The 13,588-nt window shown below is 55.3% G+C and carries 10 protein-coding genes; 1 reads left to right on the forward strand and 9 read right to left on the reverse strand.

Features of this window, described 5'->3' with window-relative positions:
• The first annotated feature begins 259 nt into the window (after positions 1 to 259).
• Positions 260 to 1,132, forward strand: coding sequence for an AraC family transcriptional regulator (locus EHV15_RS31220; protein WP_128634689.1), 873 nt, complete (start codon positions 260 to 262; stop codon positions 1,130 to 1,132).
• A gap of 723 nt (positions 1,133 to 1,855) precedes the next feature.
• On the opposite strand, the gene EHV15_RS31225 is transcribed toward EHV15_RS31220, so the two are convergent.
• From EHV15_RS31225 to EHV15_RS31260, 9 genes are all read right to left on the reverse strand, one after another.
• Positions 1,856 to 4,165 carry a glycoside hydrolase family 3 C-terminal domain-containing protein gene (locus EHV15_RS31225; RefSeq protein WP_128634690.1) on the reverse strand — a complete coding sequence of 770 codons (2,310 nt, stop codon included), beginning with the start codon at positions 4,163 to 4,165 and terminating at the stop codon, positions 1,856 to 1,858.
• Positions 4,166 to 4,190: 25 nt separating this feature from the next.
• Positions 4,191 to 5,816 (reverse strand): response regulator transcription factor, encoded by a 1,626-nt coding sequence (locus tag EHV15_RS31230; protein WP_246061840.1) that lies wholly within the window; start codon positions 5,814 to 5,816, stop codon positions 4,191 to 4,193.
• On the reverse strand, positions 5,806 to 6,573 hold the full coding sequence (locus EHV15_RS37690; RefSeq protein ID WP_246061841.1) for a sensor histidine kinase: 768 nt from the start codon (positions 6,571 to 6,573) through the stop codon (positions 5,806 to 5,808). Before EHV15_RS37690 ends, EHV15_RS31230 begins: the two co-directional genes overlap by 11 nt.
• Positions 6,537 to 7,607, reverse strand: a complete 1,071-nt coding sequence (locus EHV15_RS37695; RefSeq protein WP_246061842.1) for a cache domain-containing protein — start codon at positions 7,605 to 7,607, stop codon at positions 6,537 to 6,539. Before EHV15_RS37695 ends, EHV15_RS37690 begins: the two co-directional genes overlap by 37 nt.
• 340 nt (positions 7,608 to 7,947) lie before the next feature.
• Complete coding sequence (locus EHV15_RS31240) at positions 7,948 to 8,778, reverse strand: carbohydrate ABC transporter permease (protein WP_128634691.1); 831 nt, start codon at positions 8,776 to 8,778, stop codon at positions 7,948 to 7,950.
• Positions 8,779 to 8,795: 17 nt separating this feature from the next.
• Positions 8,796 to 9,671, reverse strand: a complete 876-nt coding sequence (locus EHV15_RS31245) for a carbohydrate ABC transporter permease (RefSeq protein WP_128634692.1) — start codon at positions 9,669 to 9,671, stop codon at positions 8,796 to 8,798.
• Between the two features lie 107 nt (positions 9,672 to 9,778).
• A complete protein-coding gene (locus EHV15_RS31250) occupies positions 9,779 to 11,101 on the reverse strand; it encodes an extracellular solute-binding protein (protein WP_178076000.1) in 1,323 nt (440 codons plus the stop codon).
• A gap of 299 nt (positions 11,102 to 11,400) precedes the next feature.
• Positions 11,401 to 12,420 (reverse strand): glycoside hydrolase family 130 protein, encoded by a 1,020-nt coding sequence (locus EHV15_RS31255; protein ID WP_128634694.1) that lies wholly within the window; start codon positions 12,418 to 12,420, stop codon positions 11,401 to 11,403.
• A 452-nt stretch (positions 12,421 to 12,872) separates the two neighbouring features.
• Positions 12,873 to 13,586 carry a GntR family transcriptional regulator gene (locus EHV15_RS31260; RefSeq protein WP_128634695.1) on the reverse strand — a complete coding sequence of 238 codons (714 nt, stop codon included), beginning with the start codon at positions 13,584 to 13,586 and terminating at the stop codon, positions 12,873 to 12,875.
• Positions 13,587 to 13,588 lie beyond the last annotated feature (2 nt).

Here is a 13,588-nt window from a genome sequence, read left to right on the forward strand (position 1 = left end):
AAAATATGCAGCCTGCGCAGGCGTGAATTTCGCGTACCGTACACTAGTGATCTTCTCAGCCCGTCGGAGTTACTCCATCCCTTATTGGAAATATCCAATCAAACTGCTGTATCCTCACTTCATTTCTGATTCCATTGGAGATTTCCAATCTGGACGCCAGGCCAGGCAGGCCGCGAAAATCTAGAACCGCCCCCCCTTCCAACCTTTCCAACTTGGGATATAATAGGGATACCATCCGATCGTGGGGAGGAACCCTAGCGTGCCGAAAATCGAAATTCCGCAGAGCAAAAGCGACCGTTTCCGTTTCAAAAAAACGCCCGAGCTGCTGTTCGCCGGCCAAGTCGTCGATGAGCGCCGTTTTTACGCCCCGCCGCAGATCCACGATTTTTGCGAAATTATTTATATTGTCGAAGGCGCCGGAGAATTCCGGATCGCGGGCAAAACGTACGAGGTTCGCCCCGGGGACGTGGCCGTATACAATGCCGGCGTCCCGCACGAAGAGCGCTCGCTGAGTCCGGAACCGTTCAAATTGATTTACTGCGGCGTAAGCAACGTGCATATCGACGGCGTTCCGCAGGGGCAGCTGCTTCCCGCATATGTGGAACCGGTCATTCCGTGCGAAAAATACGCCTACAAAGTGGAAAGCTGCCTGTCCGAAATGCTGCAGGAATGCGATTCGCAGGTGCTGGGCTACGAAACGCTCAGCAACAACCTGTTGATGTCGCTCATTACGCTCCTATACCGGATCGTCGACGTCAAACATCCGTTTGACCCGTTCAAGGACAAAAACGAAATCACGGTCCGAACCAAGCAGTTTATCGATAAAAATTACACCCGCAGCATTACGTTAAAAGAAATCGCCGACACGCTGTACGTCAGCCAGCATTATTTATCCCACCTGTTCAAAAAGGAACTGGGCGATTCGCCCGTCAACTACCTGATCACCCGCCGCATTGAAGAGGCCAAACGCCTGCTGTCCGATAGTGACGCGCCAGTCCATGAAATCGCTTCCCGCGTCGGGTACGGGAATGACAAGTATTTTTCCATGCTGTTCAAAAAAGTGACCGGCCAGTCGCCCAGCGCCTACCGGGACGCGGCAAAGCAACAACGGGACGGGCGTACCGAGCCTTGAGCAGCGGGTGCGCGGTAAAGCCGCAGGCGATCCCGTGCGAAATGCCGTCAGGCCGATCAGAGCGTTAAGCGACAGCTGGGGTCCGTACGTTGAGCGCAGCAGGTGTTCGAGTGTTTGAGCGTTAAGCGACAACAAGGTTCCGGCGTTCAATCGGTGATCACAGTCCCGGCCAGTAAACTATGAGAGGCTCCGCCCTCTGAACCATAGAAACGAACTAGTCCGCCAGACCATCGAGGGGCCGGCCGCTTAACCGCAGACACAGACTTGTCCGCTAAACCATCAAGTAGGGCCGCCTGATAAACCATCAAGTGAGGGCGCCCGATAAACCGCAGAAGGGTTACTCTCTTTGGTTCGGCATGTAGTATTGGCGTGAAAAAGAAACGAGAGGAGTGTGCGAACTTCTATGAAATGCAAAAGTGCAGGCGGTTTTTGTCGAGATTCCTCGAAACGGGTGGTTCAAATGCAAAAGTGCAGTTCATATCCGGTCAAAAGAGACTTTTTTATCGAATGGCTGTAAATCAAATGTACTTTTGCATTTCACTTGCTCGAAAATGGGGGTTAGCGGAAAAATCAAATGTATTTTTGCATTTGGTCCCCTCTATCCGCGCAGGTGCTAGCAAAAAAGCGCGAGCCGACAGAAGTTAAGTACTCCTGTCCTCGCGCTTTTTCTCGCACTCTGGCGGAAGACGTTCATTCGTCCATTCATTCGCCTGTTCACTCGACTCAACCCGTCACGGCCAGCTCCGCAGAGATCGTATCGCGGCTGTTGCCGCCGACTTGAACGGCAATCCGGCACGGCTCGGCCGCAAAGCGCAGCTCGCGGTTCCAGACGCCCAGTTCTTCGCGGCCAAGGGCGAATTCGACCGTCCGGCGTTCTCCCGGGTTCAGCTCGATTTTGCGGAACCCCTTCAGCTCGGCGATCCGCCGGGTAATGCCCGATTCGCGGGCCCGGATATACAGCTGGACCGTTTCCGCTCCGCTGCAGGCCCCCGTATTCTCCACCTCCACGCGCACCGTTACCTTCTCCCCGCTCTCCAACTCGCCCGCCGAGACGGCGTCCCGCGACAACGACAGATTCGCATAGGCAAAAGTCGTATAGCTTAACCCGTAACCAAACGGGTACAGTGGCGTAGAAGGCATATCGACGTAGACGCGGGGCCGGCCGGGGTCCTTCTGATTGTAATAAACGGGAAGTTGGGCCGAGGAACGCGGCAGTGAAACCGGCAGCCGGCCGCTTGGGTTCACCTTCCCGAACAGGATTTCCGCGACCGCCCGGCCGCCTTGCGTGCCGGGATACCAAGCGCACAGGACGGCGCCGCACAGGTCGACGATCCCGGTCAGCGCATGCGGCCGGCCCTGGATCACGACGGCGACGACAGGCGTACCGGTGGCGGCGACGGCCTCGGCCAGCTCCCGCTGCACGCCGCCAAGCGACAGGTCCGCGAGGTCGACGCCTTCGCCGCAGTCCATCTCGGACGGACTGCCCTCCGAGACGATGGCCGCGCCGTTGCTGTCGAAGTCGCCGCCGAACTGCCGGGCGCTGCTGCCGCCCAGCACGAGCACCGCGACGTCCGCGCCTTGCGCGGCCGCCACTGCCTCCGCGATCCCCGCCGCACTCCGGTCGCGGATGCCGCAGCCCAAGGCGTGAACGATCTCCACGCCTTGCGGGGCGCACGAGCGGATGCCCTGCAGCACCGTAATACCGGTGCCTTCGCGCTGTACGCTCGTGTAATCGCCGAGCTGGTTGTACAGCCGGTCGGCGTTTGGCCCGATCACCGCGATCCGCTTCACGCCCGGCGCCAGCGGCAGCAAACCGGCGGCGTTTTTGAGCAGTACAGCCGCTTCGCGGGCGACCTGCAGGTTCGCCTCCTGAAATTCCGGGCTGCCGACAACACTCGCCGGCCGCAGTTCCGGAACATACGGCCGGTCAAACAGCCCCAGCCGGAATTTCAACCGCAGCACGCGCGCGGCCGCCCGGTCGATGTCGGCTTCCTGCACCAGCCCCTGCAAGACCGCTTCCTCCAGCGTCGAAAAAGCCGTATCCCACAGGCTGAGGTCGACGCCGGACGTCAACGCCAGCGCAGCCGCGGATTCGTGGCTGCCCGTCAGCGCCAGCAGCCGGTCGACCGCGCAGCCGTCGGCCATCACGATGCCGTCAAATCCCCACTCGTCGCGGAGAATACCGGTCAGTAGCTCCCGGTTGGCATGACAGGGCACGCCGTCGATCTCGTTGTACGCCGCCATGAAGCCGGCGGCTCCGGCCAGCGCCCCCGCCCGGGCTGCCGGGAGATGGATCTCCCGCAGCTCCCGCGGCCCGATCGCCGCCGGACCGGCGTTGCGGCCGCCCTGCGCCGCTCCCTGCGCGCATAAATGCTTCAGCACGACCGCAAGCTTGTCCGGCTCGTCCAGCTTCGCCGGGTCGTCGCCCTGCATCCCGCGGACTGCGGCCTCGGCAAACCTGGCGGCCAAGCAAGGGTCTTCGCTGAAGCATTCCTCGGAGCGCCCCCACCGGGGCTCCTGCAAAATATCCAGCGCCGAGACCAGGCCGACATGAGCGCCGCGGCTGCGGATTTCCGCCGCCACATGGGCGTACGCCCGCTCCATCAGCGCCGGATTCCAGGTCGCGCCGGCGCCGAGATTGACCGGCAGCAGCGTCCCGTCCAGCGCCTGGTGGCCGTGCGGGCATTCTTCCGTCAACAGCACGGGGATGCCGAGCCGGGTATTCTCCAGCACGTACCGCTGGACCATGTTCGCCGCTTTGGCACTTTCCGCCGCGGTGATGCCGTTTTCGTAGTTTACGCCCGACCAGGGATCGCTGCGGAACAAGCCGTACAGCGCCCCCATTCCCCCGCCGCGGGCCACCTCTTCTTTAAACGCCCCGGTGAGCGCAATTTCATCTTCCTGCCGGACGTAGGCATCCCAGCCGTACATCCGCTGATTGAGCTGCCCTACTTTTTCCCGCAGCGTCATCCGGGCGAGCAAATCCTCTACCCGCTCCTCCACCGGTGCCGCAGACTGCTTGTATTTTTCCATCCCGTTTCCCCCGTTCTATCGGCCTCTATTCATTTGGGTCCGCAGCCGCATCTTTGCTGACGCTGAGCCCGCGATATTCCTTCGGCGTCATGCCCGTATACGATTTGAACACGGACACGAAATATTTATATTCCTTGTAGCCGACCTTGTCGGCGATCTCAAACACCTTGTCATGCGTCGTCGCGAGCAGGTCTTTGGCATGTTCGATCCGCATTTCGTTCATGTATTCGGTGAAGCCTTTTCCCGTGCTTTGCTTGAAAATATAACTGAAATAGCTCGGCGTGATTTTCAGCCAGGAGGCGACTTCGGAAGCTTTGAGGTCGGTGCGGTGCTGCTCGATGATGAATTTTTTCGCCTTTTCGATAATCCAGTAGGACTTGTCGATCCCGTTCTTATCGATCAGCCGCTGCAGCTCCTCCAGATCCTTCAGAACGATCGCTTCGAGCCCGGCATAGGAGTTGTAAATGTTCAGATCCGGCTGGCCTTGTTGGCCAAAGTCCAACCCGGTCATGCCGCTTTTGCGCAGGCGCTGGCGCAGCAGCGCGAACAATTCCTCGTACGTTTTCACGATTTCCGCAAGCAAAAACCGCGATTCGCGGAAAAAGCGGAACATCTCTTCCACCAGCGTTTTGACTTCCCTCTGGTCTTGTTTGAACAATGCGGAGACGAGGCGCTGCACCGTACCCGCGATATTGAAGTCCGGCAGCTTCCGGCCGGCCGCCAGCTCTTCGTCATCTCCGGCCAGCAGAACCTGGCGGCCCTCCAGGACATGGTAGGCCATCATCCGGGCGGCTTCAGCGCAGCGGTCGGCGGTATCGGCCAGGTTTTCGTAAATCCGGGAAGCGCCGCAGTAAATGCGTCCGTCCTCGAAAGGCGCCAGCGGCGGTATGGCCGAGGCCAGCAAATCGTCCCAAATTTTCGGCTTGACCCGTGTCTCCGACAGCAGCAGCGTGATCAGCAAATTATCGTGGTCAAAGACAGAAACCGCTCGGAAGGAAGCGTCCTCCAAATGGCCGTGAAGCCCACGAAGCCAGGCTTCCTGGACCGTTTCATAACGCTCCTGCTCCATATTGGCGAACCGTTCGTGGAAATCGGCCAGTTGGGTGGCCAAAATGCGGAACTGGACACCCTGCAGCGAAGGCGGCGCCTCTTTTCCGTATGCGGTCCCATGACGGGCCATGCCCAACAGCCAAAGCTTGATTTCCTGGCCGCTGCTCTCGTTTTGGCGCACGCGGATGCCTTGGACGATTTTTTTGACCACATCCGTCAATTCCTCGATATCGACCGGCTTCAGCAAATAATCATTGACCCCAAGCCGGATCGCCTGGCGCGCATAGCCAAAGTCCTCATAACCGCTGATCATGACCACCTGTACCTCGGGATGGTCCTGCCGCAGCCGGGCGGCCAACTCCAGTCCATCCATGCCGTCCATGCGGATATCCGTGAGCAGCAGGTCGACATTTTGTTCCGCGACCAAACGCAGCGCTTCTTGCCCGTCATAGGCCTCTCCCACGACCTCCACGCCAAGCTCCTCCCAGTCGATCGTATAGTGAAGCCCTTCGCAGATCACCGACTCATCATCCACAATCAGCATTTTTATGCGCTTATCCGCTCCGCCGGACGCCATGCTCGAATAAGGATTACGAATCACAGTGCTCACCCCCTAATTCTTGGCCTTGGGTATGGGGAAAACGGAGCCGTACCCACGTCCCTTTGCCCGAAGTTTTAACGATTTGCAAACCATAATCCTGCCCAAAATAGATCGACAATCTCTCGTGTATGTTGTGCATGGCGCCCTCCCGGTTGCCGCTCCTTGGCGAATGCTCCAGGGCCGCCCGGATCTCTTCTTCCCTGCCGGGGGCCATCCCTTTGCCGTTATCGATGACGTCCACCCAGATTTCGCCTTCGCGGGCATAGCAGCGTACACGCACTTCACTTACCGGCTTGCTGCGGTCCAATCCGTGTTTAAGGAAATTCTCCACCAGCGGTTGAATCGTCGCTTTAAGGGTGGCGGCTTCCTCAAGCCCCGCCTCCACATAAAGGGAATATTTCAACTTGTCGCCAAGCCGGCGCTGCTGCAGATACAAATAGGACTGGGCAAACTCCAGCTCCTTGCGCAGCGTCGTTTGATAACTCCCATTATTCACGCTGGAACGGAAAAATTTCGACAGCATTTCGATCAATTGGCTCGACTTGGCCGCTTTTTCCAAACGTGCCGTCCAGCGGATCATATCCAGGGTATTGTATAAAAAATGCGGGTCCATCTGGTTCTGCATCAGCTTCAGCTCCGACTCCCGCTCCCTCAGTTCCAGCTTGTATTTGTGCTCGATCAGTTGCTGGATCGTTTGCACCATCTCGTTGAATTTGCGGTTCAATTCGGAAATTTCATCATTGGAACCGACCGGCACCCGCGCGTTGAAATCTCCGTCGTGACTTTGTTGGTTTCTTTTTTCAGGCGCAAAATCGGACGGATAATCGTATAGTGAAAACCGATCAAAGCCGTTAACCCGAGCAGGAGGATCGCCGTCAAAATCACCAGCATGGTCAGCTTGATCCCGCGGAACTCCTCGGCAACCTTGTCTTCCGGGATCATCGCGATCACTTGCCAGTCCGTGTTCTCCATGCGGTTGTAAATCGTCAAATAACGTTTGCCTTCCACCTCGTAGGTCAGATCGCCCCGGCCGGAAGCCAGCTTGTCCAAAAGCAAAGCATCCGGCTTGAAGCCGCTTGGCATATGATCCTGCGATCCCAAAATGACCTGCCCGTCGGCACCAACGATAAAAACGCTGCCCGCCCCGTCCTTGAAGATTCCTTTTTCCAGCAAACCGACGATACTCGCTTCATCCATACGGATGATCAACCGGCCGAGCGGTTTCGTAATCTGGCTGTAGGAATTGAGAACGCGAAACATCGACAGCACGCGGACTTCTCCGTTCCAATCGCTGTGCAGCGTGTAACCTTGGGTCCAGGTGATCGCGCCTTTCCGCGCTTTGGCGGCCTGCTCCCACCTTTGTTCGTCGCCGCTGAACGGTTCGCCCATTTCGATAAAGCTGCCGTTAAACCCGGAAATCTCGATCGACCGGATATAGGCTTTCGACATCAGCTGGAACGTCAGAAAATCCTCGATGTTGCGTTTCAGGTTCGCCTGCTGTTCACTGCTAAGCGGTGGGGAGGTCCTTAGAAAGTTCCTCATGTCCGGACTCAATATCAAATAATTGGCGATGTCCTCGACCATTTTCGTTTGCTCGCCGAGCTGGCCCACGACATTGTCTAAATTTCGTTTCGTCGAATTGATGAATTCGTTCCTCAACACTTTGTTAAATTGGTATTGCACAACCACACCAACGCCGAAGGTCGGCAAAATGACAAAGAGCAAAAAGATGACCAGCGCTTTCCGTTTTAAGCCAAAGTTGCCGAGAACCTTTCTGTAGCTTGTCATCATGCTGTCGCCTCCGTGGGGTCGTATGTTTGGCCGATAAGCGCTGTAACGGACTGTAATGACCTTATTTGCCCATTTCCCGGGTATTTCCCGATTTAACGGACACGGAAGACCTTATTTGGCTCCGATGGAGATCATTTGAGCCGTTTTGAGGGCATAACGGCGCCTGTGTCCGTTACAATTTTCAACCCCCTGTTTTCGGCCGATTAACGTCTCTGGTGTCCGTTAGCTTCATTGTCATGTGCGTTGGCCGTTCGTCACGCCAGTTCTTGTCTTGCGCAGGCAGCTTTACCGCCAGTTCTTGCCTGGCGCGGGCGGCCTTCCGCTCGCCTGTCCCTATCGCCTACCCTTTGACCGCGCCCGCCGTCATGCCGGTGACCAGCTGTTTCTGCAGCAGCAGGTAAAAGATAATGATCGGGATCAAAGCCATCGTCAACGCGGCCATTTGCAACGTGAAGCTTGCCGTTTCGATGCCGACGAAGTTGGCCAGGCCAAGCGGCAGCGTTTTCAGTTCGGCCGAGCTGATCAGCACGAGCGCGAACAAATATTCATTCCAATTATAAATGAAGTTGAGAATAATAACGGTAGCGAGCGCCGGTCTGGTGATCGGGAGAATAATCGACCAGAAGATCCGGAAAATCCCCGCGCCGTCCATAACGCCCGATTCCTCCAAATCTTTGGGAAAACCCCGCATGAAGCCCTCCAGAATAATGATCGTCAAAGAAAGGTGGAACGCCGTGTACGGCAAAATAAGCGATAAATACGTATCGAGAAAATGCAGTTTCTGCATAATCAGAAAAATCGGAATCAGCGTCGCGTGAATCGGCACGAGCATGCCCAGCAGGAACAATCCGTAGGTCAAGCCGCGCAGCTTGAATTCAAACCGCGACAGAAAATAGGAAGCCAATGCCCCGAAAAATACGGTCACAAGCAAGGAAGCAAACGTGACGATGATGCTGTTCAAAAAATAAACGTCCATATGCGCGACCTTCCACGCTTCCGTATAGTTGGAGAACTGCAGGCCTTCCGGCAGCGAAAACGGGCTGGCCGCATATTCCTGCTCCTTTTTGAAGGAGTTCACCACCATCCAAAAAAGCGGGACTATATTCATAATAGCGAATAGGCTCAAAAAAGTGTACGCAAATAATCGAAACCCTAAGGACTTTTTACGCATGGCAAATCCCTCCCTCCTTAAGCATCTTTCTCTCGGCCCAAACGGTTAACCAAGCTGATGACGATCAGGCTGAACAGCAAGATCAGGATCGACACGGCGCTGCCGTAACCGTAACGCATGTTCATAAAGGCGCTGTTGTACATATGGATCGTCATGACCTCCGTCTGATGAGCGGGACCGCCGCCAGTCAAAATCTGAATCAGGTCAAAAACGCGGAAGGAATTGCTGATGCTGTAAACGACTCCCACCATGATCGTGCTGCGGATCATCGGAATCGTTATGCGCCAGGTGCGCTTAAATCCGGTTGCTCCATCCAGCTCGGCGGCCTCGTTGACCTCGTCGGGAATGTTTTGCAGCGCTGCCAGGAAAATGACCATATAAAGCCCGCAGTTTTGCCAGATGTAGGCGATGCTGATCGCCAGCATGGACCAGCGGTTATCGCCGAGCCAGTTCTGCCTCCAGCCGTCCAGGCCGAGAAAGCCGAGCAGATTGTTCAGCATGCCGTACTCCGTGTTGTAGATCATGCCCCAAATCAGGGACACCATTACGGAGGAAATGACGACCGGCATAAAGCCGACGGTGCGGAAGAAGCCGGAACCTTTCAGGCCGCGGTTGAGCAGGAGCGCAAGCAGCAGCCCCAGCGGAATTTGCCCGATCAGGCCGGTCACCATGATGATAACGTTGTTTTTGACCGACAGCCAAAACGTGTCATCGCTTAAAATGTGCGCGAAATTTTTGAGACCGATAAATTTCATCCCGCCGATGCCGTTCCAATCCATCAATGAATAATACAGAGACAGCCCGATCGGAACGATGGCAATGCCCACATAGATGATCAGCGCCGGAAGCAAGCCGAGAAATATCGCCAGCTTCGTTCCTCGCAAAGTTTGCATCTTCAGGTCCCTCCTTTATGTCGAGATTAGGCTCATGCCTTGCTTTTACGGCCTATGAATGAAGAAAACCCGGTAATCGGGTTTTCTCCTCAAGGCTGATTTTTAAATCAGTTCATGTTATCCATGGCTTCCTGAACTTCCTTAGCCAGCTCCTCCGGCGTGCCCCGGCCCACCGTCAGCGCCTGCAGCCCGTTTTGCAGGACGTCCACCACCTGCGTAGGAATGACGCTGTCGAATACCGGAGCCGTCCCGTTCCCGGTCAACGCCAGCATTTCTTTCAAATAAGGGCTGGCATCGTCCGGAATCTCCACTTTCGCCGGCACGACAACACCGTTGCGGATCAACTCTTTGTAAAGGTCTTCATTTACAAAAAATTTCATGAACTCTTCGGCAGCCTGCTTCTTTTTCTCATCGAGCCCGCTCTTAATGGCGATCCCGTATTGCACAACGCCGGCGCTTTTCTTCGGATCGCCTTTGCCGCCTTCTACGCTCGGGAACAAGGCGATGCCGAACTTGTCTCCCTCTTCGTTGTTGATCCGCACTCTGCCGTCAACGGTCGCGGAGGAAACATGCATGGCCGCTTTGCCTTGGATGAAATAATCCTGGGCTTGCACGGAGTCCATGTTGTTGGCGTCCGTATTGAAGGCGCCCAGCTTTGTCAGCTCGTCGATGACCGATAACGCTTTGACGAACTCCGGATCGGTAAACTTCGCTTTTCCCGCCAGTACCGCCGGCAGGAAATCGCTGCCCGTAAAGCGGTCGCCGATGATCGAAATGTAAGACGATTGCAGCGGCCATTGCTCCTTGTTGCCAAGCGAAATCGGGGTGATCCCCGCCGCTTTCAGCTTTTTCACCGCATCGGTGAATTTATCGTAGGTTTCCGGAAATTGATCATAACCTACTTGCGCGAACATCTCTTTGTTGTAGTAAATGATGTCCACGAAGTTTTGTTTGGTCGGAATCGCATATTGCTGTCCGTCCACGTTGAATCCGGCAAGCGCGCTCTCCGGCAGGATCGAACCCCAGTTATCCATCATCCCGTTGATCGGCTCCAGCAGATTGCCGGCGACGAGCGGGGCCAGATCCGCGCCAGGCCATACGACGTTGATGTCCGCCAAATTGTTGGCCGCCGCCAAGGTACGCAGCTTTGTTTTATATTGGGCCGACGGCACGCCGTCCTGCTTGATCACAATGTTCGGATGCTCTTTTTCGAATTCGGCGATCCGCGCCTTGTACACTTCGTTGTCCACGTTCGGGGACGTCCACGGATGCATCATGTTCAAAGTAATCGTTTCCGTCCCGCCTGACGCGCCGGCGTTGCCGCTGCCGCCTCCGGCCGCATTTTCGTTGCCGCAAGCCGCCGCAAACAGGGACAGCACCGCAACCAAACCGAGCAGTACCACTTTTTTGCCTCTCTGTGTTTTGCCCATAATCAACCCTCTTCTCATGTTATTTTAAAATTAATTCCGAAACATAACAAATGATGATCCGTTTCTTATCTTCATCCGTTATATTACCTATTATAAAAGGAGCGGATATTCGACTATATCCCACAAATGTTTGATTATATCCAAAATATTTAGGTGATTTTGACGGTTCAGGTTTTAGTCACAGAAAAATATGTTATATAATCTAACATTCTTATTTCATTTTTACGATGCCTCAGTAAGCGTTTGCAAATCCCTTCTGAGAATAACCGCTCTGACGCGGTCATTCCATGGAACAAGCTTCAAGCTTGAGGTTCGTTCAGGATGTAGTCGACCAGTTCCTCTACCGGTACTGTGGCCAGCGCGATCGCCGTGTCGGTCACCCCGTAGTAGATGTAGAGCAGGCCGTCCTTCACCACGTTCCCCGTCGGGAAAATGACGTTCGGAATCTGGTAGCCGAATTTTTCGTAATACGTTTCCGGCTCCATGATGAAGTTTTTTGTGCGGGCGATGATTTTTTCCGGATTATCCAGATCAAGCAGCATCGCGCCGACCCGGTACACGACCTCGTCGTCCACCCCATGGTACAACACCAGCCAGCCGCGATCGGTGCGTACCGGAGGTGTCGATCCGCCGATTTTGCGCGATTCCCAGGCCGGGTTTTCCGCCTTCGCCAGCAACTTCGGCTCCTCCCAATGGATCAGATCATCCGAATAGGTGATCCACATCGCCGCTTTTTCTGTGCCGTAGGCTTCGCCCACATATTCCTCCGGCCGGCGCAGCAGCACGAACTTGCCGTTTATTTTCTCCGGGAACAAAATGTTGTCGCGGTCGTTAATGTCCAGCGGCGTCGTGTCGGACACAAACTCCCAGTCGATCAGGTTTTTGGAGGCGAGGATCGACGAGCGCGTCAGCCAATGCCCCTCCTGCTCGCCCCAGCCGTCCGGATATTCGGGAATCGAGCGCTCCGGCACGCCCCGGCCGGTCGGATAGTAGCTCATCGCGCACGGACGCAGCGCGTAGTTCATATAAAACGTATCGTCGATTTTGACGATCCGCGGGTCCTGGACGCTGCCGTAAGGGAATCCGAGCATGTCCGGCGTGACGATTGGCTCGTCCTTCACATGGGTGAAATGCACACCGTCTTCGCTTTCCAACAGCCCCAGAAAGTTTTTGCACGGGGTCAGCGATCCCGCCGTCCGCTCGATCATATAAAATTTGCCGTTATCGATAATCACCGCCGGGTTGAATACGGTTACTTTTCTCCATTCAAAACCTCCCGGTACCACGATCGGATTGTCCGGATGCCTCGTAATCTTCATCTGTGTTCCTCCTCATGTAAGCCCTTTATATATGCCCTACTGCTATTATAGCCCCGGCTTTTCGGAGGAAATATCCCATAAACTTTCGAAAACGTCCGAATTATTTCGGTGGGTTGGCCGGATCAACATCCGCTATCCGGGCGCTTTGCACGATTATCCCATTTGATCAGGAAGCAGAGAAGAAGATCTATTCAAGAGAAGAAGATATGTTTGGGTGAAGAAGACAGGTTCGAGATTATTAGACAGGTTTATTAGAAAGAGCCCCCGACCCTTGCCCCTGAACAAAAGGGATAATCGTGCAAAGCAGCATGCAGGGGATACCAAGACACGAACGCTATAGAGCCGGCCGCACCAAAAGTAGAGTTATAAATTGTAATCTTAAAAAAGGCTCTCCCGAAGCGGCCTTAACCGCCTGCCGGGACAGCCTTTATTCAATCGAATGAACGCTACAGTTACGCATCGTAATCGACGACGTAATTTTGCAATTCCGTATTGTAGTACCCGATACTGAATTCGGCCACTTTGCCCTGGGCATCCCGCGAATAACGCGAACGTTTCAGGACGGGCAGCCCTTCGGCCAGGCGCAAAAACTCCCTTGCTTCGGACGGCGGAACGGATACCGCAAACTCGTCCCGAAGCTTATCCAGGACAATGCCCTGCTCTTCCAGCAGTTCGTAGAACGAGTGACCCCGCAAATCCGCCAGCTCCAACTCTTTTCGCGTCGGCGCCACGTAATGCACGTAATAAATATAAGGCTTGCCGTCGAGAAAATAAACCCGCTCCAGCTTGGTGCAGCGTTCCCCAAACAGCCCGTAAAGCTCCGACTCCGTTGTGTTGCGGACGGTTTCGGCGCTCAGCCACTCTTTTTGGATACGGTGGCCATCCTCCACCAAAATCTCCGTGAAATGCTTCCATTTGGACCATTTGGAGGCCGCTTTGTTGCGGATCACCCGGGTGCCTTTGCCGCTGCCCTTTTCCAAAAAACCTTCCTGAACAAGCTCCTGGATCGCTCCGCGGACGGTGATCTTGCTTACGGCAAATTCCTGCTCAAGCTGCGGTTCGGAGGGGATGTTCGTCCCCAGCGGGTAAACGCCATGGAGGATCCGATCCTTAATGATGTTTTTAATTTGCAAGTATAGCGGTCTATCTTTACGGGACAAACTCACGG

It is taken from the genome of Paenibacillus oralis (genome assembly GCF_003863965.1).
GTDB lineage: Bacteria > Bacillota > Bacilli > Paenibacillales > Paenibacillaceae > Fontibacillus > Fontibacillus oralis.